Raw genomic sequence first — 21,162 nt, 5'->3', positions numbered from 1 at the left:
GCAAACCCCCTCGGCGCCCGCGCGCTCTACCTATCGGACCACGGCCGCGATACGCTCTATCGGATCCACGGCACCACCGAGCCCGAGAAGATTGGCCAAGCCGTGTCTTCGGGTTGCATCCGTCTGCGCAACATCGATGTGGTCGATCTGTACAACCGCGTGCCCGTCGGTGCTCGAGTGCTCGTGCGCTAAGACCCAGCCCGGGCATCATGCTGCGATCGGACAGAGCGCCTCAATCGCATCGCACGCGGCCGACACGCCGCTCTCCGTCGTCATCTGCGCCTTGTGGCCCTTCGTGAACTTTGGTGAGAGCCGATCGTCGCAAAAGCAGCGCGTGCGCCGAAGCACCGCCAAGGCCTATGGTTTAGGAGACCTTATCCTCGGGCAGAGCGATCAAGACCGTCAGATGGAGGGTCACATGGCCGATGCTCCAGCAACCCGAGAGACGATCAGCCTCGATGAGGGCGATGTGGTCGTCCTGCTCCCAGCCAACCTGTCCCCAGCGAGTATCGGGATTCTCCAGACCCAGCTCGAGAAGCTGGCCGCAGGGTTGAGCTCACGAAGCAACGAGAATGGCCAAGCCTACTTGCGTGGGCTCGCCGGGTTGGCAGCCTTCGGTGCCAACTGACGCGTCGCGATCTCGACGCAACGGTGCGCCACCTCACGGGTGATGGAGCCGGTCCATCTACCCTGAGTGCGAGGCTGGGCGATGGCTCAGGCGGTGTGCCGGCTCCCCGATGCGGCCGACATGGCCCGGCTCGCTGCGATCGCCGACGACCGGTCGCGCCCGCTCGAACACACCCAGCGTGCCCGCATCGTCCTGCTCTCGGCCGAGCGCCTGAGCGTCCAGGACGTGGCCCCAGCGCGAGTGGGCGTCAGCCGTCCGCCGGTGTGGCGCTGGCAGCGGCGCGAGACCGCGGCGGGCGTCCGCCGAGTGCGAGACCGGTCCGGGCCTGCGCCTCAGCCAGCCGGCGGGTGCGCTGGGCGTGGCGGGTCAGCAGCTTGGGGAAGCGCTCGGCAAAGGCTCGACGAGGGCAGGCCGGGTCGCGGCAGTAGAAGCGCCGGGCCGCCAGTTGCATTTTGACGGCCTTGCCGCTGGACGGCAGATCGGCGGGCCGTCGCCAATACTGGCTATGGACCGACGTGCTGACCGCCCGGCACGTCGGGCAGCAGGCGTGGCCGTGCTTCGCTTCGGCGACGATGGTGAGGGCGGCGGGGCCGTCCCGCGCGATACGGACAAGGCGGCAGCCGGGTAAAGGAAAGAGCAGGGTCATACCCCGATCTGCGAGGCCGAACCGACCACGCGCAGGCCCCAGCTGTCATGCTCTTCGATCCACCAAACTCGGCGATGAACCATCGGCTCTCTTCGGCGAGTTGCGGGCCTGCATCTTAGCGCATTTGTGCTGCGTAGGACCCACGCTGCTGGATCGTTGATATTCTGCAGAAGCCTCGCCAAACTTCCCTACGCGTCCTTTTTGATCAAGCGGCCTGCTCAGCTCAGCGTTACCGTACAACGGCCGCAGAAGTTGAAGTTGTGGGGGCTGTCCACCCTCGATTGGAGCTGGAGAGGCTCGCCGCATAACCATATCCGCCGTTGAGAGATTTAGCCCGTGAAGACCTTGCTCATTGGGGTCGCGGCCTTTGCCGCCCTGGTCCTGACCAGCGTGATAGCAGATGCACGTGGCTTTCGCGGCGGAGGTGGCGGTTTCCGCGGCGGTGGCGGCTTCCATGGAGGCGGCTTTCGAGGCGGCGGTTTCCGCGGAGGTGGGTTCCATGGCGTGCGGGCAGGCGGCTTCCGCGGCTATCGCGGCGGTGTGGCCGGCGGATTCCGCGATGGATACGGCCGTGTTGGACGCTACGGCTACGGGTACGGTCGCTACGGACGTTACGGCTATGGCCGCTACGGATACGGCTATGGGTATCGTCCCTATGGCTATGGCTTAGGTGCGGCTGCAGTCGGTGCCGCTATTGGCTACGGCGCGACATACGGCGGCTGTGGGCCCTATCGCTACTACGACGCGTACTCCGGTTTCTGCCGCCCCTATTGACGGCAGCCCAACGTGCGAGGCCCCGAGCACACCGACGTCATCGTGCGCGAAGCCCTGAGTCGCTGAGGATCCGGGCGGCCGCACGCACTCCAGGGTCCGCGCACTTGGACTGCGAGGTCTCACGCCATGACCCTCAAGATCGTACTTCCCCTCATGGTTGCGGCTTGCCTGACCTCGCCGGCGCTGGCGCAATCGACAGGTTACGTCCGCCAGCCCACAGCGCTCATTCACGGCAACTATTGCGGCATGGGCAACAACGCGCCGCTGCCGCCGGTTGATGCGCTCGATCTCGCCTGCGCCCGGCATGACGCCTGCGCTCCGCTCGGGCGCCTGCCCTCGCGAGCCTGCAACCTGCGGTTCCAGCGCGAGACAGAGTTGATCTCGCGCGACCCACGCCAGCCGGACGACTTGCGCGCGCTGGCAGGCTTCATGTCCGCCGGCGCTGCCCTTTTGCCGTTCGACCCGAGTGCTCCTGTAGTTATGACGCGGCTTCCGGCATCCGGGCGACATGGATGGCAGCCGCCCGGCCCATACCGTCCCGCCTCCTACGCGTACTAGGGCGTCGCCGAGGGGCGCGCTCGGACTGAAGAGGGACCCAGGTTCGACATGAAGATGATCGCGCTCGACGAGGCGGTGTCTTCGATCCCCAATGGGGCCACGCTGATGGTCGGCGGCTTCATGGGAGTGGGGACTCCGGAGCAGCTGATGGATGAACTCGTCCGGCAGGGGCGGCGCGAGCTGACGGTCATCGCCAATGACACCGCCTCGCCCGGCGTCGGCATCGGCAAGCTGGTGACGGCCAAAGTGCTCCGGCGGGTGGTCGCGAGCCATATTGGTCTCAATCCGGAGACCCAGAAGCAGATGATGGAAGGCACTCTTCAGGTCGAGCTGGTGCCCCAAGGGACGCTGGTGGAGCGCATCCGCGCCGGCGGCTGCGGCCTGGGCGGCGTCCTCACTCCCACCGGCATCGGCACGGTCGTCGAGAACGGAAAGCGGACGATCGAGGTCGAGGGCCGGGAGTACCTGCTGGAGACAGCGCTCCAGGCCGACTTCGCTCTCGTCCAGGCCTTCCTCTGCGACTATCTCGGCAACCTCACCTATGCGTTGACCGGGCGCAACTTCAATCCGCTCATCGCCATGGCGGCGCGCACGGTCATGGTCTGCGTGGAGCACATCGTCCCGGTCGGCGTGATCGGGCCCGACCACGTGGTCACGCCGGCTCCCCTCGTCGATTACGTCATCGCGAGGTGCTGACCCGATGGACCCGCAGATCGTCATCGCCCGCCGCATCGCCCACGAGCTCCGCGACGGTATGCTGGTGAACCTCGGCATCGGCATCCCGACGCTCGTCGCCAACTATGTCCCGGCCGGCATGCACGTGTTCTTCCAGTCGGAGAACGGGCTAATCGGCACCGGCCCGGTTCCCGAGCAAGGCATGGCCCTACGCTGGCTGACCGATGCCGGCGGAAAGCCGGTGACGGCGCTGCCCGGGGCGTCAGCCTTTGACAGCGCGATGTCGTTCGGGCTCATCCGGGGCGGGCATCTCGACCTGACGGTGCTCGGCGGCCTGCAGGTCGATCAGGAGGGGCACCTCGCGAACTGGATGGTACCCGGGAAGATGGTTCCGGGCATGGGTGGCGCGATGGATTTGGTGACCGGAGCCAAGCGCGTGATCGTGGCCATGCAGCACACCGCAAAGGGCCGGCCGAAGATCGTCCGCGAATGCTCGCTGCCGCTCACCTCAGCGCGTTCCGTCGACCTTGTCGTGACAGAGCTGGGGGTCATCGCCTTCCCGGAGGGACAAGCAACGCTCATCGAAAGGGCGGAGGGCGTAAGCGTCGAGGAGGTGCTGGCCTCCACCGAGGCCGAACTCGTTGTGCCCGAGCCTGGCGCTGCCTGACCGGAACGCGCCCTGGTCTAGACGCGACTGCCGCAAGTGCGAGCATCGTGAATGGCCGCTTCAGAGGAGCCGTAAGGGGCGACTGAACGGCTGAAATGGGCGCAAAGCTGAAGGTCCGCTTTCCGGCCGGGAGCCAAGATTTGCTTGTGGCGCTCTCCGACCTTGCCGTCGAGTGTTACGCCTTGGCTCGGAGCACCGCTTACTATCCGCTGCACCTACTGCCGAGCTCGATGGAGTCGCTCCGGAAATTAGCTCCGGCGCCGCCGCCCCGCGTCGGACACCAAGAGAAATCTGCTCCAGATCCTTAACGCAGGGGTATTTTCGCTTTTTACCGTTCCCAGATCGATCTATCGTAGCCCCTGACACGAAGGCGCTGGGCTTTAGAAGGTTGACCCAGGCCGGTTCGCGAACCCGGGCTAGGTGCATCGCTGGAATAGAAAAATTTGGCCCATAGGAGCGCAAGCTCATCAGACCGGAGGGCCGATTCTAGTGATGCGCAGATATGGCTGCCAGGGAGCTGAAGGGCTCAAACCTTCCGCGCATCATCCCTGATGCCGTTACCTCCGACGAGGCGCCGGGCTTGATCTCCCAGTAAGCCGCTGACGCGAGAGAGTGAGCCGCTGTCACGATTCCACCACTCATCCGGCGGGGCGTGGCAGGCTACTGCCGTGCCGCGCCTCGCATCAACGAGGCTGCAATGATTAACGACATCAATCACAACACAGCTGCGAACCCTGATGATCTCCTTAGGCCTAACGATGCGGCACGACTGCTCGGAGTCTCGGAAGTCTGGCTGAAAAAGCTGCGTCTTGCCGATAGCGGACCCAGGTTTGTGCGGCTGAGCGAACGGCTCATTCGCTACAAGCGCTCCGATCTTCTCGCCTGGGTGGAGGCGCGCTGCTGACAACTTCCATCGAAGTTCAGTCACAACAAAGTCGATCAAGAAAAGCGCAAGGGGCTGACCGATGATTGAAAAGAATGGCGCCGCAGATCATAAGACCGCGGCGCTAAAGTTTGCTGACAACCCGGAGTGTATCGAAAAATGGCTGGGGGAAGAAGGCCGAACATTTGCTTGTTTCGGACGTAAAGTTCTGGCGAATGGCTACTCGGTTATTCCGCTCGCCACAGGCGACAAGCGGCCAGTCATTGCTGAGTGGCAACGCTTCTGTCAGCAGCCTGCCTCGAAAGCGGCCGCTGAGGATTGGGCGCGCAACAATCCCGCAGCAGGTATCGGACTGGCATGTGGATCAGCGGTAATTGGTATCGACATTGACATCCTCGATGGCGCACAGGCCGATCTGATCGAGGGTTTGGCACGCAAGCACCTCGGGGATACGCCGCTCGTGCGTATCGGAATGGCGCCGAAGCGAATGCTGATTTATCGGCCTTCGGGGCCGGTAAGAGCCGCCAAGCCGCATCCAATTGAGGTGCTCTCAACGGGCAATCAAATCGCCGCATTCGGGATCCATCCTCGAACCCAGAAGCCGTATGTCTGGCCAAACCTTAGTCCATTGGACACGCCGGTCTCCGCCCTGCCGGAGGTGACACAAGTTGCCGTAGACCGGTTCCTGGCAGGCTGCAGAGATGTCCTGCCGATTTTGTCGAGCGAGGCTCAAGAGCCCGAGTTCGACGAGTTCGGCTACGTCATTGGCCGGCGCGACGTCCACGCATTGAAGTGCGCCTGGAAAGCCGCGTGCCGCAGGACTAGCAATGACATTAGCGCAATGCTCGATGACGCCTGGGACCTCTTCTTCTACGGCCTGCATCCGGACCACCGGCAACGTGTGCGAGCGAAGACAGGCCGGCCTTGGGCGAAAAATGACAAGGAGTTTGTATCAAAGGTCCGAAGTGCTCTGCGCAACACCGAGGAGCGTAACACTCAAGCGGCTACCAACCGCACGCAGCGCGTGTTGATCGATGACGTGCCACCGCATTTCGGGGCAGATGAACTGAGCGCTGAGCAGGCCGGCAAGCGTGTTCGCGATCTCGTTGCAGGCTGGATTGAGCACAGAGGAAAACTCGCCATCGCCGGCGCGGCGGGTATCGGCAAGAGCACCTCAGTTCTCGCGGCTATCAGGCAGTGGAACCGTGAGAAGCCGATCGGCCCGGACCACGTCTGGTATCTCACACCTACTGTGAGCTTGGCGGAGGAGCTGGCAGCTAAGTATCGCGCCTTAGGAGGCACATGCGTAGCGGTGCGTGGGCGCCTTCATGAGGACGCAGAAAGGGCCCCGCTTTGCCTTCGCCCTTCATTCGTCCGCGCTGCGGTTGAGTGCGGGGTCGGTAATGTCGCGGCTGCGTGCTGCGAACTAAGAACCAAAGATGATGAGTACTTGCGTTGCCCCTACCGGTCTGGCTGCCCGTACTATGAGCAATTTGAGAATCCTGTCGAGATAAATTTCATGTCGCATGAGTATATGCTGCAGACGCTCGGTGAGCGCTTCGGTAAACCCGACATGGTCGTGATCGATGAAGCGTTTATGCAAAAGCTTGTCAGGTGCTCGCAAGCTGCCTCTGCGGAAGATCTACTTCGCGAAGCTGCCAGCCAGACTGCAATCATGAGGATTGTAATTGATGCCCTTCGCGCCGGTTTGTCACCGAAATCTGTCTTACGCAATATTGGAGTTACGAAGAAGGCCCTCGTTGCAGCTGCTCAAGCGATTGAGCCTGAGGTCGAAGCGCAGGTCACTCCGGATATGAGTGAAAATCGGGCTCTTGCGGCTCTTGATCGCTTGCCTAAGCGCAATAGGGCTGCACTGGCATTTCGAAGATTGGCAGATGAGCTGAGTTGCGAGCGCGAGGAGACGCATTCCATTTATGCCGCAAAGAAAATGACGCGAGCTCATATTGATGGCACGGAGACTATCGTTGAAATGGAGATATTCTATATTCAATACAGAAGCGATGTGAAGCTCAGGAAAGAAACTCCGATCTTGCTTCTAGATGCGACGGCGAACGAAGCACTCCTCCGCAGCCTGTGGCCGGATCTTCGATTCGAAAAAATCGCAGCCAGAAGGAACGCTATCGTCACGCAAACTTATGGCCTTCAGGCCGGCAAAGCCGCAATGACGACCGGAGCCAAAGCGGGAAAATACCTTTCGGATCTCCGCGCCTTCCTGGAGAGAGTCGGGAAGGACAGGCGCGGCCTCTTGGTCACGTACAAGGATGTTCTATGGGAGGGCCATGAGCGCCGGTTCTCTTTGCCCGACGGGTGGTCGGCTACGCACTTCGGCGACCTACGGGGACGTGACGAGTTCAAGGACTGTGACGTCGTAGTGGTTTGCGGGCGCATGCAGCCTCGAGTGGAAGATGTTGAGCGCATGGCGCGCGGGTTTTTCTATGACCGCGACCTTCCAATGACCTTCCTTAAAGGGGGCAACTTCCCGCAGGTGCCGCGTGGCTACCGGCTGGCTGACGGGTCGCAGAACGGCACGCTCGCACAAGTGCACCCAGACGAGACGGTTCAGGCGCTAGTCGAACAACTACGTGAAGCAGAAGTTGTCCAAGCAATCGACCGGCTGCGTCTCCTACACCGGTCGCAGCAGGCGGCGGTGTACCTACTCACTGATCTCCCAGTTGACGTGACGGTTGACCGCTTGGAGCCCTGGCGCTCGCTCGTTGAACAGCGGAGCCGAATCGATCGAGCGGCTTCTCGCCTGCCTGGTGTGCTTCCTCTTGTGCCGGACTGGTTGGTGTCTGAACGCCCCGATCTCTGGTCAACCAAGAAGGAGGCCAGCATGGATATCGAGAGACTCCTCAAAGCTCGAGACGCGAAGCCGCTCATGCGGTTCAGACGCACCGACAAAGATGAAGACGGGTTCATCGCAAACTTCGGCCTCAAGGCGCAGATGTACCGCTTCAAAAGGGCCTCTCACCCGCAGGGACGCGCTTCCCGGTGTCTCTCAATTCATACGCCCAGCACCACCCGGTTCGCGCTGACTGCGCTGCTCGGGGAGTTGACGCTGTTCGAGCCCCCAATGCCGGTACTTGCTGCAGCGCGGGACCAGGAGCCGCCAGTGCGGCCGTCACAGCCAGCCTCCAACGACGACGTGCCGGGCTGCGCAGCCCGGGGGGCGGTTGGCTGATTCTAAATCCTCGGTTCGTTATAAGTATCTATTATAGCGAACCGAGGATTTAGACGGGGGTGGTCGGAACCGGCCCGGCCGAACGCTGCGCACCGTTAAACAAATGGCGGTCTAATGTTCTGGCGGGAGGTTCTGTTTTCTCGCGCGTCTTTGGCGCTTGCAGGCGCACCTTGACGAAGGAATAGGGGCATGATGGCACGGCTGCTTCATGCGATGCCCACGGTCGAGAGAAGTGCGTCCGACGTTTCATCAGTTGCTGCGATGATCGGCCGTTAGCGGGTTTGCACCAGTAGTCTGAGCTAGCTCAGTCAGTTAGATCGCCTGCGCGTCAGCAAAGAAGGAAAATTGGCGGCGCGGTCACCGGCGATGCAGGTTGGTGAGCGTGATGTTTACTAGCGAGCGTCTGAGCGGCACGCGGCCTGATTTGCACTTGTCCGACTACGGCTTGGCTTTCTCTGGCAGGATCATGCCCGTGTCCGGATCGGTAAGGTCGCCCTGCTGCGGCTGAAGTGTGAGCGCCCGCGCTGCCTCAGGTGTTTTGCCCGCCGCGAGGTCAAGCGCCGCTGCAACATGAGCCTTGCGTGCCTGCTCGGCGCTCATCTGGCCTCGCACGATGCCCACGGCCAAGTTGATGGACAGAATGTTGGTGACCTCATTGTCACCGAAGGACGTGATCGTGCCTCGTGTGCGGTCGGGAATGACGCTGCCATTGTAGGTCGCAATGGCGTTGTAGAGGTTGAGCGGCACCTTGTAGACAATCGTTTGCTCCAACACGTCGCGGTGCTGGGCGGGGAAGTCGTGCTCCGCCCCGGTCTTATGCACGATCGTTCGTGCCCAGGGCGCGTTGTCACGCCAGATCAGCATGGTTGCGGTCGCCTCCTGAGGTGCCCCGTACTTCGCGCGCATGGCCTCTGCTGCAGTTCGCGACGCTTCCGGCCAGCCCTGCGTCACGTCGGAGCTCGCTTCGGCGGTGGGGTGCCGAGGTTCTGCAGCGCCGGTGGGACCGTGAGTAAGAGCCAAGCCTGCAAGCACAAAAAGGCAGAGGCTGGTTCGCTTCGTGGATGGCATGGAAGTTCTCCGGAACATGCCTCCGCCACATGCGGAGCTCTGGCCTGAGGTCCGAACACAGGTGTTACGGGTCCGAGTTGTCACGGGTCCGAGCGGGGTATATCGCGGCAGATAGGAAGAGTTCCAGGCTAGGGAGGCGCGCTGTGGCGCAATCAGTATCCCTCGACGTGAACGGCCGGGCCGTAACAGCAGCCCTCGACGATCCGGAAACGCCACTCCTCTATGTCCTGCGCGACGATCTCGGCCTGCACGGACCCCGCTTCGGCTGTGGGCTCGGCCAATGCGGCTCGTGCACTGTTCACATCGATGGGCAGGCAGTGCGCTCCTGCGTGACGCCAACTTCGAGCGTCAAGCCCGGGCAGAAGATCCTCACTCTCGAGGGGCTGGGCTCGCCCGAGGCGCCGCACCCGGTGCAGAAAGCCTTCATCGAGGAGCAGGCCGCCCAGTGCGGCTACTGCATCAACGGCATGATCATGCAGTCGGCCGCGCTGCTTTCCAAAAATAAGCAACCCAGCGAGGATGAGATCCGACAGGCGCTCGTGGGCAACCTGTGCCGCTGCGGAACGCATCTGCGCATCGTGCGTGCCGTCAAGCGCGCCTCCGAGACGCTCTGAGGGGGAGGCCCAAATGTTCACGACGACTCACGCAGCCCTCTCTCGTCGGACCCTTCTGCAAGGCAGCGGCGCCCTTGTCATCGGCTTCAGCTTAGGAGGCCGAGTGACAGCTCAGGGCGGGGCGCCCATTCCGACACCCAGCGTGGGCAAGTCCATCGCCCCCGACCAAGTCGACAGCTTCCTGGCGCTTGATGCGGAGGGACGCGCCACGGTCTATTCCGGCAAGGTCGATCTCGGCACGGGAGTCAGGACTGCGCTGGCGCAGATGGCGGCTGAGGAACTCGACCTTCCCATAGACCGCGTCACCATCGTTCAAGGCGACACGGCGCTGACCCCGGACCAGGGTCCGACATACGGCAGCCTCTCTATCCAGAAAGGCGGCGTCGAGATCCGTCAGGCGGCAGCGACGGCTCGGGCGCGCCTTCTCACCCTTGCCGCGGAGCGCCTCGGCGTCTCTCCAGACACCCTCGTGACCGAGAACGGCACTGTTCGCCCGAAAGGGGGCGGAGCGGGCATCGACTACGCTGACCTCATCCGGGGCGGTCGCTTCGAAACCAAGGTGGACAAGGAAGTCACAACCAAGGACGCGGCGCACTTCGCGCTTGTCGGCAAGTCCGTGGCGCGCATCGACATTCCCGAGAAGGTGACGGGCCGCTTCACCTACATGCAGGACTTCCGGATACCCGGCATGGTGCACGCTCGTGTCGTGCGCCCGCCGGCCATCGGCGCTAACCTGGAGAGCGTCGACGAGGGGTCAGTCGCCGGTATCCCTGGCCTGATCAAGGTCGTGCGGGAGGGCAACTTCCTCGCGGTGGTGGCCGAGCGCGAATGGGCCGCGATCAAAGGAGCACGTGCTCTCAAGGCGCAGTGGTCAGCCTGGGAGGGTTTGCCCGAGCAAGACCATCTCTGGGAGCATGTGCGCGCCACCAAGGTAACCAAAGACGATGTGACGAGCAGTGTCGGCGATCCCGAGGCTGCCTTGCCGAATGCGGCTAAAACCCTGTCGGCGAGCTACGACTTTGCCATTCATACACACGGCTCAATCGGTCCCTCCTGCGCCGTGGCGGAGATCAAAAATGGCCAGCTGACCTGCTGGAGCGCTTCGCAGATGACGCACGCTCTGCGCAAGCAGCTCGCCGCAATGACCGGAATGGCTCCCGAGGCGGTGCGCTGCATCTACATTGAGGGCTCGGGCTGCTATGGGCGCAATGGACACGAGGACGCAGCAGGCGACGCTGTGCTCGTGGCTCGGGCGGTTGGGCGCCCTGTGCGCGTGCAATGGTCGCGAGCGGACGAGCACGGCTGGGATCCAAAGGGACCACCGACGCTGATCGACCTCAAGGCTGGGCTCGACCAAGACGGCAACGTGCTCGCGTGGCACTCGCAGTTCCTCCTGCCAGAAGGCGCGGCGGGAAACGTGCCGCTGGTGGCTGCTACCCTAGCCGACTTACCGCATGAAACGACCATGTCGCCGGGCAACATCATCCAGAACTCGGCACTGCCGTACGCCTTTCCGAATGTCCGCACTGTCTGCCATCGCCTGGCCGAGACCCCGTTCCGACCCTCTTGGATCCGCACGCCGGGGCGGATGCAGAACACGTATGCCAACGAGGCCTTCCTCGACGAGTGCGCCGCCGCGGCTGGGGCTGATCCGCTGGCTTACCGCTTGAGAGCGCTGAAGGATCCCCGCGGCATCGAGGTGCTGAAGCGCGCGGCTGAGATTGCCAAGTGGGAGGCCCACCCCTCTCCGGCCAAGGATGATCGAGGTGGGGGCGACGTCTTGCGTGGGCGCGGCCTCTCCTACGTGCGCTACGAACTCAACCGGACCTATGTCGCGGGTATAGCCGAGGTTGAGGTGAACCGGCAGACCGGCGCTGTACGCGTGCCCCGGTTCTTCGTCGTCCAGGATTGCGGGCAGATCATCAATCCGGACGGCGTACGCAACCAGCTCGACGGCAACGTTATCCAGACGGTCAGCCGTGTGCTGATGGAAGAGGTCACCTTCAATCGCAGCGCGGTGACGAGTTTGGACTGGGCGAGCTATCCGATCCTGACCTTCCCCGACGTACCCGAGGTGATCATCGACCTCATCGATCGGCCGACGGAGAAGCCCTGGGGTGCGGGCGAGCCTTCCGCGGCGATTGTGCCTGCGGCTATCTCCAACGCGATCTTCGATGCGACGGGTACACGAGTGCGCTCCGTGCCATTCACGCCCGCGAAGGTGAAGGCAGCCCTTCAGGGAACCTGATGGTGTGATCACTGGAGCTTCTGTCGATCAGGATGGCGAGCCAATCAGCCTCTGCCAATGCCAGTCGATGGTGTCGGTCAAGATCGGCATGCACGGCGAGGAGGGGTTCAGCCGGGTGACGGCCTGGCTGAGCTCATCGAGCGCGGCGGTTTGTGCGTACAGCCCCTGCACGGCCGACAGGTAGGCCCGCCCAGATCGCCTCGTCCACCGCTCCAGTGCTCGCGGACTGGTTGCCACTGAGGAGGTCGGCGAAGGTCTCCAGCGTTTGCTCAAGGGTGGCCATGCCCTGAGTATGGCTCGGGTTGAGTTGCGGTTGAACCCTTGGAGTGGATAGCTGGAGGTCTCTTCCTTGGCGGCCGTATCGTCACGCTCTCTGGCCCGAGGAACAGAGAGATGGCTTGGCTGTCATTGAGCGACAGATGCAGGAGAGGGATGGCTACAAACCAGGGCAGGATCAGCCTCCCGATTGCCCGATGTCGTGAACCCAGCCATCCTGCACATGTCCCTCGCATTCCTGGCGGATCCCCACGTCTGAGCCGAAGAAGCTGGTCCGTGTGCTGATCACGGAAATACCCAGCGGCTATGAACTCACGATTGAGGCCGACGACGGCCATGTGCTGAGGGTGGTTGCAACAACCGATCAGGTCGACGCTCTGGCCCGGCAATTCACGAAGCTGGCCGATGACGAGCAGGCAGGCGGCTGACGAGGGCGCTCACGAGGCCTAGAGGAGGCATGATGGCCAACGATCACAGCAAGGAGCGGAAGCAGGCGGAAGCGGAGTTTGCCAAGACACAGGATCGCGCCAAGCCAGAAGCTTTGAAGGAGCCGATCGTCAGCGCAGCGGATGAGAACACTGCGCGCTTGAAGGCAGCCCGATTGGCGCGCGACGCTGCTGATGAAACAGCAAAGCGCAAAGGGCGGCGGTGAGCCTGTTGGCCCGCTGACCAGGGCAGGAGCCAGAGGACTGCTCGGTCGGGAGCCGGGGGAGGGCGGGTCAGCCGACCCTCCGGACGCTTCTGAGCAGCGAGTAGCTGATTTCAGCTGGCCAACGCCTCGCTCATGATCTCTCCTGACCTGACCGGCCGGCTTTGGACCGGGCTGACTGAGTGGATCGGCCCGGACCAAGGGAGGCGGGCGTGCGGCGCGGTCAGAAGACGAGTGCCCAGCGGGTCTGGGACGACGATGGCTTGGAGTGCGCAAGCTGCGCAAGCGCCAACGACATCCTGCGACATGCATTGAGCCTGCTGAACGGTTTGCCTGAGACCGATACAGCCGAGGACAGCCATGCTGTTGCCTCTGTCCGCGATGCATGCGGCCACGTAGTGCTGACAGCGACCCTCAAGCCGAACTCGGAGCCGAGCCTGCGGTGGAACGGCGAGAAGCTGCCTGTGAGCGCCCCTGTCATCCCACCGACTTCGACCTCGGCAGCCCGGACTTGATCCGGCTGGCAATCGACCTCGGCAATAACCTCGAAGTCCGCGGCAACTTCACCAAGGTAGAACGCTACTCGCCGCCCTGTGGCTGGGTCACCGCATTCAACTCGAATCGTGATGCGAAGCCAGCTTCCTTCAAGCCTGCTCAAGACCGCCTCCGCGGCAAGTGCAGCCTCTCGCTCGGTCTGCCCCTTGATGGTGACCTGAGACGTGCCAGAGGCGATCACGATGGTGCAAAACGGGGCAGCCATCTCACGAAACGCTCTCAGCCACTGCCCGTTCAAGCTGGGCGCTGGCGATGATGCTGAACGCAGAACAGGCCCGCCTTGCGACGAGCCTGTCCGGCAACCTTGACCCTCGGAACCCAGTCACCTTCGTCAAGTTGACACACGGCGACTCTGGTATTGGCGTTCCGGAGTCGCAGCCCTCATTGGGCGATTCCTCCCTAGACTTCGGGCCGTCCTCAGGGGCGGTCTTTTTCTAGGTAGTTCCTACAAGTTAACACGCGGTCGCACGGTTGGTTCTCAGACCCCGTTTCAGAAGGGGTCGGCCAGCTTGGCGGTTGAGTGAGCGGCAGGCGTTGCGGGCGTTGAGAGAGTGTCTGACGCTCACCCAGGAGCCGCGATGTGGACGCCCGCCGCCCGCGCCGAGCTTTCGCGCGAGAGCCTGCCTTACGCAACCTGCCTGAGAGATGCCGAATGGGGCATCGGTGCGCCGCTCCTGCCGACCCCCGCCTCGACCGGCCGCCCATGGCGTTGGCCGCTGCGTTCCATCCTCGACGGCATCCTGTACGTGCTGCGCACCGGCTGCGCTTGGCGACATCTGCCGCTGGACTTTCCGCCCTGGTCCACGGTGCATCGTTGGTTCCTGCGGCTGTCACAGGAAGGCCTGTTCGAGCGCCTTGCCCATGCTCTCACGATAGCGGACCGCGAGCGGGTTGGGCGCGAAGCCAGCCCGACCGGCGCCATCCTCGATGCGCAGGCCGCGCGCTCGGGCGGCGTCGGTGTTGCGGGCGAGCGAGGCTACGATCCAGCCAAGCGCGTGGTGGGGAGCAAGCGCCACGCCCTGACCGACACCGACGGCCGCCTCCTCGTGGCCGCCGTCTCGCCCGCCAACCTGCACGACAGCCACGGCGGCATCGCACTGCTGCGCGCCTCGCGCGGGGTCTGGCCGTTCCTGGCCCACTGCTTTGCTGACCGCGCCTATCAGGGCGAGCGCCTCGCTTCGGCTACCGCCATCACCGTCGAGATCGTTCAGCCTGAGGAAGGTCAGAAGGGCTTTGCCGTTCAGCCCAGGCGTTGGGTGATCGAGCGGACCTTCGGCTGGATCAGCCGCTTCCGAAGGCTCGCCCCTGACCATGAGGCCACCGCGTCCTCAGCCCTCGCCTTCTTCATCTTCGCCGCCGCCATGATCCTCGTCAGGCGGCTGGCACGTTCCTTATGAAACGGGCTCTCAGAAAATGTCAGGGCTACCCTTGGGCGGTCGCTAGCGCACGCTTCGCATCGACATTCACTAATTTGGGACACCTGGAAAAATAATAGAGCGCAGGTGGCGCGAGATCGGACCTCTGCCGAGCGCTTCGGGGAGCAGCCATCCCGATAAGACCGCCTCAGGCCTGATCGGGTCCGAGGTGTTGACCCAGGAAGCGGGCGACCCGAGCTGCCGAATCAAACTGCGCCATTCCCGTGAAGCCGTGCCCTTGCCCCGGGTAGATCCGGATCTCGTAGGGCGTGCCCTGCTGCTTCAGGAGACGCTCGATGGCGTGCGCCTGCGCGATGGGAACGATCGGATCCGAGGCGCCGTGCAGGATCAGGGTTGGCGGCAGCCGAGGCTGGCGGGCGGCCAGGCCCTCTGGGAGCGGGCCAAAGTAGTCCACGATCGCTTTGACCCGGGCATCGGACGCAGCAACCTCGAACGCCAGCGCTGCCCCAAGCGAAACCCCGACGATCCCGAGCCTCCGCGCATCGACACTGGGCTGTGGGGCCAGCCAGCTCACTCCATCCCGCACGGTAGCGGCCCAGAGCGGAAAGTCTTGTCGCAGCCGCGAGTAGGCGACACGCCTGTCGTCCGTGCGGTCGAGGTAGTGCGGGAAGGCGACGTGGTAGCCCGAACCTGCGATCGTGCGTGCGGCCAGTCGGTATCCATCGGCGAACGTCAGCCCGTCTGCGCCGTGCAGAAGCAGAACGGCAGGTCTGGCGGCAGATCTCGCCATCCTCTCTGCAGAGCCACCGGAGGCAGTGAACCATTCCACCTCGATCCGCCGCCCGCTACTCGTAAAGTTCTGCATGTCCAGATCTGTGTTCCCGCTCTCGGCCGAGCACCAGTGCTGAGGAAGGCGCTCGCCGATTGGCGTTGGCCGCGGTTGCGATGGGCTGGGTCAAAGCAGGCCGTTGTCGCCTGCCAGCGGATCTAGTGCGGCAACACCTTCGCCACCTGCAGGCGACGAATGGCGGCCGCCAGAGCCTCAACGCTGTCGACGCTCTCGCCGAACTGTGAGATCAAACGCTCACGTCTTCAGCACGATGCAGGCACCACCGACGGTGCGGATCTTACCGCAGAGCGCATCAGCGTCCTCCCGGCTCTGAGCCGGGATGCGGACACGGTAGAACGCCTGCGTCCCTCGGCTGCGCAGTCGCGTGCCGATGACCATTGGACGAGCCTGCCCGATGGCCTTGGCGTAGGTTGCCTGCGCCTGCGAGAAGCTGCGAAGTGCAAGCGCTTTCGAGAAGTTGGCGGCCAGCTGAATGCCCCAGGGTCCCCAAGGCGGTGGCGCCGGCTTCTCGCCAGGGCTGCGGCCGCGACTAAGGGCGTAATGGTCATCGCGCGATGGTGGGCGCTCGGCAAAGCGATCAGCGCGGGACGGGATGCGCAGAGCCGCGGTCACCTGCAAGCAGGTCTGGGGCGTCACCTTCTGCTCGGTTCTCGGCGTCTCTCCGGCCTTAGCCTTATGCGTGGCATTGTGCAGCCTTTTGGCCGCCGCCTCGGCAGGCTTGGCCTTCCGAGGCTCGTCGGCGGGCTTGCGGAACGTGTCCTGCTCACTCACGCGCTTGGCCTCTGGCGGGCTTGCCTCGTTGCTCGTGCTGCCGCGCCAGTCCTCAGCCGGGCTGCCGGTGATCGAGAGCACATAGGCACGGGTCTCGGCCGGCAGGCCACCGCTGCCCGCCAGCCAGTTCGTCACGCGCTGTGCTCCGCCGTTATAGGCTGCGGCCGCGAGCCCGAGATTGCCGAACCGGCGCTTCAGGTCGGCCAGCAGGTGAGCTGCATGCGGGATCGCTTGTTCGGGGTCGAAGGGGTCGAGTAAGCCGCGCTCCTGCGCCGTGCCGGGCATGAACTGCGCCACACCTTGCGCGCCTGCCGGGCTCACGACGCCTGCTCGGAAGGTGCTCTCGCGCCAGATCAGCCGGGTCAGGAACGGCACCGGCAGGCCGCGGGCTTTGGCCGAACTCTCGATCAGGCGGCAGAGCGCCTGCTCGACAGTTTCTGTGGCGGCTCCGGGTGACGCGGCGCAGGCAGGTGCAGCAACCGCGACAGCGCTGAGAGCGGCCGCCGGCGTGAGAAGCAGCTTCGGCATATTCAGGCGCGGCTGTAACGCATCTTAAGGCAGCCGCGATCCGTCGTTTTGCATCGGACGAGCAACCTGCGCCTTTCGACTGGTGGCCATGTACTCCTCGCCCACGGTCGTCTCGCGATGCACGGGCACGACCTCTTCAGCTACCGCCAGCGCTACAGCCCGCCGGCCGGCTGCCCGAGGTGGCAGAGAGCTACCTGGCCCAGCGGTCCAAACAGGCAAAGGCGGCCGTCGCCGAGCACGCGATGCAGGAAAAGATCAGGCTTCCTCGTGAAACACCTGGGCTGAGGCTGCGGAGGAGATTTCCGACGTAGGCTGAGTGTCTCGCTGGCCTGCCGCTGCGGCGGCAGGTCACTCACGGGTTGGGGGTCACTGCTCCTGCAAGCTGACCTTCACGGCAGCAGGCTGACCAGCAGCCGGGTACACCACCCGCAGGCCCGAGGCCTGCGCCTGCACGGCTGCCGGCGCAGTCGCCGGCTCTGACGAGCGGCTGAGCTTCGCCATCGCTTTGCGGGCTTCGTCGGCCGGCAGCGCACCGTGCGGCGCCACCATTGCAGCCAGGAGCTTGCGGGTCTTGCGGTCCACCGCCGACGAGCGGCTCACCGGCTCAAAGTCGCCGGCTGCATGCCGCTCCTCGGCCTTGCCCGTGAACACATTCGGGCCATTTGTAGTGATGACGATGTCACCCTTGCGCAGGGTGCTGTCGTGCATCAGAGCCGCATTCGGGTTGCCAGCATATCGCCACAGCGCCGCCTGAGCCTCGGACGCCTTCGGCTTTTCCGCGGCTGCCTTCACTTTCTCGGGCTTGGGCAGGGCCGCGTAGCGCACCTTCGGCCGAACATGCGCGCGTGCATCCTTCAACTGACGACGGCGCGCGGATTGGCGCCACTCGCGCCGGCCGTAGCCAAAGCCTGCTGCGGCGTCGCCGTCGTAGGCTGGTGGCTGGGCGGCAGGCGCGGGCACCGGCTGCGACGCGGGCTGCGGTGAGAACAGCTGCTGGAACAGACCACCCAGACCGCCCTCATCAGCAGCCTGCACGTGCACTACTGTGCCGAGCACCAAGCAGGTGGATGTGAGGGCGAGCAAGCCACGACGAACTAAGCTGGCCTGGTTCAGCAGCATCGGCGCCCCCGCTCAGCCCTGCACCGCTGCGAGCCGACTTGGCCTTAACGGATGCGCTTCGGCACAGTTCCGGTACTTTCCTGACGTGCCTAATGCGACCTCGCCGTCACTCTCCGGCTGAGCCACCTTGTCGTCACAGGCGAGCGAGACTGACCTTCGCGACACATCCCGCATTATCTTTGCCAGCAGCGCTGCGATCGGCAGAGCACGGCGCAATTGTTTTGCGTATGAGAGTTGGAACGGGCGGCGTGTAAAGTTCGACTTTGCTGCCGGCAGCGCGGCTGCGTGTCGCTGAGCCGCTGGATGCTGCCGGCGAAGTCAGCTTCGTTCAGACCGGATGCCCACCGACGCTGAACGTAGCGCGTGACCTCGTTGCAGGCAGAGGAGCTCTGGCGAGCGAGCTTAAACCACCTAAGCCGGTTTGCGGAAGAGGTAGCTATCTGATCGTGAGAGCTGCGCGTCGCCGCGCTCGTTACGCGGCAGCGGCTCCCGTGCCTGGATCGGAACCGGCCTCCCCTCTCGTTTCTGCAGCAGTCGTTCCAGGCGCTGCTGCCAGCCACGGGACCGATCGGAGTGCGAGAGTTCCAGGCTCTGCTTGGTCCAGAACAGGTCCAGGATCATCAGGACGATCCAAGGTCCACCGATGCCAAGAAAAAACGCCATCGCCCCGCCCTCACGTGCCGCATTGCCCATGCACCAGTGATGAAGGATAGAACCCGCCCCTGATCTCTCAACGGTGCAGCGGCTGCGGCGGCGCCGTAAGGGCTCAATGTACAGATTTAACCGAGGTCATGAGCGACAAGCAGTTCAGCGTCTGGCTTAGCAGCACGGTGGGGTTCACGCTGGCAGCCGTTGTCGGCCTGATCGGGTCTGGCGTTCTCGACAGGGTCAATCCGCCAGTGATCCTGCTGATCGCCCTGTTCGTCGCTCTGGCTTCGGCTGCTGGGCAGCTGGGCTTGTTCATCTTGGACCTGATTGAGCGTCAGAGACCCTGAGGAACACGCTCTCGCCGCCGATGCGATTGGTGAAGCCTAGTGTTCGGTGCCGGGCCGGTTCGGGCGGGGTGCTTCGCCGTGCTGCTGGGTGAAAGCGGAGCGCTTTGGGTCGCCTTTAGACTGCGCAACGCGCCCGCGCATCCAGAGTGCGGCGCCGATGACGAGCGCCAGCGTGGCCACGGCGAGTACGATGATCAAGATCTCATTGTTCATACTGGTAGTCCGGATCTGAGCATTTCAGATGCAATTGGCGGGCGCCCGGCGAAGTTCCTGACTGACGTGTTTGTCGCTCACCGCTCGCTCGGCGGGACTGATGCCCAGGTGGATAGGTCAACTCACAATCTCGCGGGCCAGCCTCAGTCGATACGATGTCAGTGCGGGCGTGCACGCACAGAGCGAGAAAAGCGTGGCTCCTGCGCGCGAAAACCGCGCAGCCCGCAACGGATTGGTTCTTCATGCGTAGCTCCGCCGGTGCTCCGGGTTTGATGAGACACGGGGAGTAGGTCAGACATGAAGCACAAGCCACTGCGTGAGCAGGTCATCGTGATCACCGGCGCGTCGAGCGGCATCGGCTTGGCCACCGCGCGCATGGCCGTAGAGCGCGGCGCCCAGGTGGTGCTGGCCGCTCGAAGGGAGCAGACCCTCGTCGGCCTCGCTGCCGAACTTGGTCCCCGGGCCGCATACGTCGTGGCGGACGTGGGGCGTCGCGAGGACGTCCAGGCCATTGCTGACAAGGCGGTGGCGACGTTCGGCGGCTTCGACACTTGGGTTAACGTCGCCGGCCTGACCGTCTACGGCCCATTGCGCGAGATCGCCTACGAAGACCATGAGCGCCTGATCCAGACCAATCTCTGGGGCACCGTGAACGGATCGCTCGTGGCTGTCGAACACTTGCGCCAGCGCGGCGGTGCGTTGATCAACGTCGGCAGCGTCGCCTCCGATCTCGCCTTCCCATTCCAGGGCCTCTACGCCACCTCTAAGCACGCCGTGAAGGGCTTCACTGACACCTTGCGCATGGAGCTGATCGCCGAGGGGGCGCCGGTCTCCGTCACGCTGGTGAAGCCTACCTCCATCGACACGCCGCTGCCGCAGCGCGCCCGCAACTACATGGACCGCGAGCCGACGCTGCCGCCGCCGATCTACCCGCCAGACGAGGTCGCCAACGCTATCCTGCACGCCGCCGTGCACCCGCAGCGCGACATCTTCGTGGGCGGAGCTGGCAAGCTGTTCGTGATGGGCAAGGAGTTCGCGCCCGGCGCTTACGACGAACTCGCGCCGGCCATCATCGCCCTGCAGAAGCGTTCTGAGCGCCCGAGGGACCCTGAGGGCGCCTTGCACACGCCGCGTGTAGCCGGTCAGGAACGTGGTGACCCCCCGGTCTACGTCATGCGCACCAGCGCCTACACGCGGGCGACCCTCCACCCGCTCGCGACCGCTGGTGTTGCTGCCGGTTTGGTTGCCACGGCTGCAATGCTGCTCCGGCGAAGACCCCACCGCAGAGGCCGAGCCTGAGGCAGCAGACCGGTCAGCGAGTAGCAGGGCCACGATGCTCAGGGTGCGGCCGCGCCAAGCCCAATACGCTGATCTTCGACGATGCTGCGTGCGATGTCTGACCTGACCGGTATTTTGGACCGAGCCGAGTGAGAGGCTACTGCCTGGCCGCTGCCATGGGTAGCCGGAAGGCCAGATCGGGGAAGCTGACGGGCGCGGGCGGCCTGTAGCCCAAGGATGAGTGCGGCCGGACGCGGTTGTATGTGTTCTGCCAGAGACTGATCACGATCTGCGCTTCCCTCAGTGAGTAGAAGATTTCCTGGCGCAGGCACTCGTCGCGCAGCTTGCCGTTGAAGCTTTCACAGTACCCGTTCTCCCACGGCGAGCCCGGTGCGATGTACTGGATCTGCGAGCCTGTCTTGGCGACCCACTTGCGCAGAGCCTTCGGGATCATCTCAGGGCCATTGTCGCAGCGAACGTTCTCTGGGATGCCGTGCAGGCACATGGCGTCGGCCAGCGCCTCGATCACACCCACGCTGTTGATGCGCCGCGCCACTTTCAGCGCCAGGCAAGCCCGGCTGTGCTCGTC

Annotated in this window: 23 protein-coding genes and 1 pseudogene; 15 read left to right on the top strand and 9 right to left on the bottom strand. The window is 64.0% G+C overall.

All coding sequences use genetic code 11. From position 1 onward, the window contains the following. Nucleotides 1-192, top strand: a 192-nt coding sequence (locus E1J50_RS18695) for a L,D-transpeptidase (protein WP_132255342.1), incomplete at its 5' end; no start/stop codon positions are given. A 103-nt stretch (nt 193-295) separates the two neighbouring features. Beyond that, complete coding sequence (locus tag E1J50_RS28165) at nt 296-628, top strand: hypothetical protein (protein WP_245516643.1); 333 nt, start codon at nt 296-298, stop codon at nt 626-628. Nucleotides 629-884: 256 nt separating this feature from the next. Here the strand turns inward: E1J50_RS28165 and E1J50_RS18685 are convergent. Then, nucleotides 885-1,274: pseudogene (locus E1J50_RS18685) on the bottom strand (transposase family protein); the annotation flags it as partial. Nucleotides 1,275-1,610: 336 nt separating this feature from the next. On the opposite strand from E1J50_RS18685, the gene E1J50_RS18680 reads away from it, so the two are divergent. From E1J50_RS18680 to E1J50_RS18655, 6 genes are all read left to right on the top strand, one after another. Beyond that, the gene (locus E1J50_RS18680; protein ID WP_132255341.1) at nt 1,611-2,048 is read left to right on the top strand and encodes a hypothetical protein; all 438 of its coding nucleotides are present in this window, start codon (nt 1,611-1,613) and stop codon (nt 2,046-2,048) included. A 126-nt stretch (nt 2,049-2,174) separates the two neighbouring features. Continuing rightward, nucleotides 2,175-2,606 (top strand): phospholipase A2 family protein, encoded by a 432-nt coding sequence (locus E1J50_RS18675; RefSeq protein ID WP_132255340.1) that lies wholly within the window; start codon nt 2,175-2,177, stop codon nt 2,604-2,606. A gap of 48 nt (nt 2,607-2,654) precedes the next feature. Next, the gene (locus tag E1J50_RS18670) at nt 2,655-3,302 is read left to right on the top strand and encodes a CoA transferase subunit A (protein ID WP_132255339.1); all 648 of its coding nucleotides are present in this window, start codon (nt 2,655-2,657) and stop codon (nt 3,300-3,302) included. A gap of 4 nt (nt 3,303-3,306) precedes the next feature. Then, nucleotides 3,307-3,948, top strand: coding sequence for a 3-oxoacid CoA-transferase subunit B (locus tag E1J50_RS18665; RefSeq protein ID WP_132255338.1), 642 nt, complete (start codon nt 3,307-3,309; stop codon nt 3,946-3,948). A gap of 697 nt (nt 3,949-4,645) precedes the next feature. After that, complete coding sequence (locus E1J50_RS18660; protein ID WP_132255337.1) at nt 4,646-4,852, top strand: helix-turn-helix transcriptional regulator; 207 nt, start codon at nt 4,646-4,648, stop codon at nt 4,850-4,852. 61 nt (nt 4,853-4,913) lie between these two features. Next, on the top strand, nt 4,914-8,033 hold the full coding sequence (locus tag E1J50_RS18655) for a bifunctional DNA primase/polymerase (protein ID WP_132255336.1): 3,120 nt from the start codon (nt 4,914-4,916) through the stop codon (nt 8,031-8,033). 438 nt (nt 8,034-8,471) lie between these two features. On the opposite strand, the gene E1J50_RS18650 is transcribed toward E1J50_RS18655, so the two are convergent. Further along, nucleotides 8,472-9,101 carry a hypothetical protein gene (locus E1J50_RS18650; RefSeq protein WP_245516642.1) on the bottom strand — a complete coding sequence of 210 codons (630 nt, stop codon included), beginning with the start codon at nt 9,099-9,101 and terminating at the stop codon, nt 8,472-8,474. A 143-nt stretch (nt 9,102-9,244) separates the two neighbouring features. Between E1J50_RS18650 and E1J50_RS18645 the strand changes: the two genes are divergently transcribed. From E1J50_RS18645 to E1J50_RS18630, 4 genes are all read left to right on the top strand, one after another. Further along, the gene (locus tag E1J50_RS18645) at nt 9,245-9,715 is read left to right on the top strand and encodes a (2Fe-2S)-binding protein (protein WP_132255335.1); all 471 of its coding nucleotides are present in this window, start codon (nt 9,245-9,247) and stop codon (nt 9,713-9,715) included. Between the two features lie 13 nt (nt 9,716-9,728). Next, nucleotides 9,729-11,963 (top strand): xanthine dehydrogenase family protein molybdopterin-binding subunit, encoded by a 2,235-nt coding sequence (locus E1J50_RS18640; RefSeq protein WP_132255334.1) that lies wholly within the window; start codon nt 9,729-9,731, stop codon nt 11,961-11,963. 554 nt (nt 11,964-12,517) lie between these two features. Next, on the top strand, nt 12,518-12,667 hold the full coding sequence (locus tag E1J50_RS18635; RefSeq protein WP_245516641.1) for a hypothetical protein: 150 nt from the start codon (nt 12,518-12,520) through the stop codon (nt 12,665-12,667). Nucleotides 12,668-12,696: 29 nt separating this feature from the next. Next, nucleotides 12,697-12,891 (top strand): hypothetical protein, encoded by a 195-nt coding sequence (locus E1J50_RS18630; protein WP_132255332.1) that lies wholly within the window; start codon nt 12,697-12,699, stop codon nt 12,889-12,891. 220 nt (nt 12,892-13,111) lie between these two features. Here the strand turns inward: E1J50_RS18630 and E1J50_RS18625 are convergent, their stop codons facing one another. After that, nucleotides 13,112-13,648, bottom strand: a complete 537-nt coding sequence (locus E1J50_RS18625) for a hypothetical protein (RefSeq protein WP_132255331.1) — start codon at nt 13,646-13,648, stop codon at nt 13,112-13,114. A gap of 373 nt (nt 13,649-14,021) precedes the next feature. Between E1J50_RS18625 and E1J50_RS18620 the strand changes: the two genes are divergently transcribed. Continuing rightward, a complete protein-coding gene (locus tag E1J50_RS18620) occupies nt 14,022-14,840 on the top strand; it encodes an IS5 family transposase (RefSeq protein ID WP_132255330.1) in 819 nt (272 codons plus the stop codon). Between the two features lie 166 nt (nt 14,841-15,006). Here the strand turns inward: E1J50_RS18620 and E1J50_RS18615 are convergent, their stop codons facing one another. The 4 genes from E1J50_RS18615 to E1J50_RS18600 all read right to left on the bottom strand — a co-directional run bounded on the left by E1J50_RS18615 (nt 15,007) and on the right by E1J50_RS18600 (nt 18,750). After that, on the bottom strand, nt 15,007-15,684 hold the full coding sequence (locus tag E1J50_RS18615) for a dienelactone hydrolase family protein (protein ID WP_132255329.1): 678 nt from the start codon (nt 15,682-15,684) through the stop codon (nt 15,007-15,009). Nucleotides 15,685-15,903: 219 nt separating this feature from the next. Next, nucleotides 15,904-16,968 carry a lytic transglycosylase domain-containing protein gene (locus E1J50_RS18610; RefSeq protein WP_207919241.1) on the bottom strand — a complete coding sequence of 355 codons (1,065 nt, stop codon included), beginning with the start codon at nt 16,966-16,968 and terminating at the stop codon, nt 15,904-15,906. Between the two features lie 366 nt (nt 16,969-17,334). Next, nucleotides 17,335-18,087 carry a hypothetical protein gene (locus E1J50_RS18605; protein ID WP_132255327.1) on the bottom strand — a complete coding sequence of 251 codons (753 nt, stop codon included), beginning with the start codon at nt 18,085-18,087 and terminating at the stop codon, nt 17,335-17,337. A gap of 411 nt (nt 18,088-18,498) precedes the next feature. Next, nucleotides 18,499-18,750 (bottom strand): hypothetical protein, encoded by a 252-nt coding sequence (locus tag E1J50_RS18600; protein WP_132255326.1) that lies wholly within the window; start codon nt 18,748-18,750, stop codon nt 18,499-18,501. Between the two features lie 128 nt (nt 18,751-18,878). On the opposite strand from E1J50_RS18600, the gene E1J50_RS18595 reads away from it, so the two are divergent. Then, nucleotides 18,879-19,082: a hypothetical protein gene (locus tag E1J50_RS18595; protein ID WP_132255325.1), complete on the top strand. Its 204-nt coding sequence runs from the start codon at nt 18,879-18,881 to the stop codon at nt 19,080-19,082. A 36-nt stretch (nt 19,083-19,118) separates the two neighbouring features. On the opposite strand, the gene E1J50_RS27465 is transcribed toward E1J50_RS18595, so the two are convergent. After that, nucleotides 19,119-19,295 carry a hypothetical protein gene (locus E1J50_RS27465; protein WP_165937915.1) on the bottom strand — a complete coding sequence of 59 codons (177 nt, stop codon included), beginning with the start codon at nt 19,293-19,295 and terminating at the stop codon, nt 19,119-19,121. Nucleotides 19,296-19,592: 297 nt separating this feature from the next. On the opposite strand from E1J50_RS27465, the gene E1J50_RS18590 reads away from it, so the two are divergent. Further along, nucleotides 19,593-20,594 (top strand): SDR family oxidoreductase, encoded by a 1,002-nt coding sequence (locus E1J50_RS18590; protein WP_132255324.1) that lies wholly within the window; start codon nt 19,593-19,595, stop codon nt 20,592-20,594. A gap of 136 nt (nt 20,595-20,730) precedes the next feature. On the opposite strand, the gene E1J50_RS18585 is transcribed toward E1J50_RS18590, so the two are convergent. After that, on the bottom strand, nt 20,731-21,162 hold a 432-nt coding region (locus E1J50_RS18585; protein ID WP_132255323.1), incomplete at its 5' end, for an integrase core domain-containing protein.

It is taken from the genome of Methylobacterium segetis (assembly GCF_004348265.1).
Taxonomy (GTDB): domain Bacteria; phylum Pseudomonadota; class Alphaproteobacteria; order Rhizobiales; family Beijerinckiaceae; genus Methylobacterium; species Methylobacterium segetis.
This window is presented reverse-complemented; position numbering and strand designations above follow the sequence as displayed.

Excerpts from the sequence above, each read along its gene's own strand:
- E1J50_RS18610 (WP_207919241.1), bottom strand. The coding sequence starts at position 16,968 with ATGCCGAAGCTGCTTCTCACGCCGGCGGCCGCTCTCAGCGCTGTCGCG.
- E1J50_RS18625 (WP_132255331.1), bottom strand. The coding sequence starts at position 13,648 with ATGGCTGCCCCGTTTTGCACCATCGTGATCGCCTCTGGCACGTCTCAG.
- E1J50_RS18650 (WP_245516642.1), bottom strand. The coding sequence starts at position 9,101 with ATGCCATCCACGAAGCGAACCAGCCTCTGCCTTTTTGTGCTTGCAGGC.
- E1J50_RS18590 (WP_132255324.1), top strand. The coding sequence starts at position 19,593 with ATGAAGCACAAGCCACTGCGTGAGCAGGTCATCGTGATCACCGGCGCG.
- E1J50_RS18665 (WP_132255338.1), top strand. The coding sequence starts at position 3,307 with ATGGACCCGCAGATCGTCATCGCCCGCCGCATCGCCCACGAGCTCCGC.
- E1J50_RS27465 (WP_165937915.1), bottom strand. The coding sequence starts at position 19,295 with ATGAACAATGAGATCTTGATCATCGTACTCGCCGTGGCCACGCTGGCG.
- E1J50_RS18670 (WP_132255339.1), top strand. The coding sequence starts at position 2,655 with ATGAAGATGATCGCGCTCGACGAGGCGGTGTCTTCGATCCCCAATGGG.
- E1J50_RS18595 (WP_132255325.1), top strand. The coding sequence starts at position 18,879 with ATGAGCGACAAGCAGTTCAGCGTCTGGCTTAGCAGCACGGTGGGGTTC.
- E1J50_RS18630 (WP_132255332.1), top strand. The coding sequence starts at position 12,697 with ATGATGGCCAACGATCACAGCAAGGAGCGGAAGCAGGCGGAAGCGGAG.
- E1J50_RS18640 (WP_132255334.1), top strand. The coding sequence starts at position 9,729 with ATGTTCACGACGACTCACGCAGCCCTCTCTCGTCGGACCCTTCTGCAA.
- E1J50_RS18620 (WP_132255330.1), top strand. The coding sequence starts at position 14,022 with ATGTGGACGCCCGCCGCCCGCGCCGAGCTTTCGCGCGAGAGCCTGCCT.
- E1J50_RS18675 (WP_132255340.1), top strand. The coding sequence starts at position 2,175 with ATGACCCTCAAGATCGTACTTCCCCTCATGGTTGCGGCTTGCCTGACC.
- E1J50_RS18615 (WP_132255329.1), bottom strand. The coding sequence starts at position 15,684 with ATGCAGAACTTTACGAGTAGCGGGCGGCGGATCGAGGTGGAATGGTTC.
- E1J50_RS18655 (WP_132255336.1), top strand. The coding sequence starts at position 4,914 with ATGATTGAAAAGAATGGCGCCGCAGATCATAAGACCGCGGCGCTAAAG.
- E1J50_RS18605 (WP_132255327.1), bottom strand. The coding sequence starts at position 18,087 with ATGCTGCTGAACCAGGCCAGCTTAGTTCGTCGTGGCTTGCTCGCCCTC.
- E1J50_RS18660 (WP_132255337.1), top strand. The coding sequence starts at position 4,646 with ATGATTAACGACATCAATCACAACACAGCTGCGAACCCTGATGATCTC.
- E1J50_RS18600 (WP_132255326.1), bottom strand. The coding sequence starts at position 18,750 with ATGGCGTTTTTTCTTGGCATCGGTGGACCTTGGATCGTCCTGATGATC.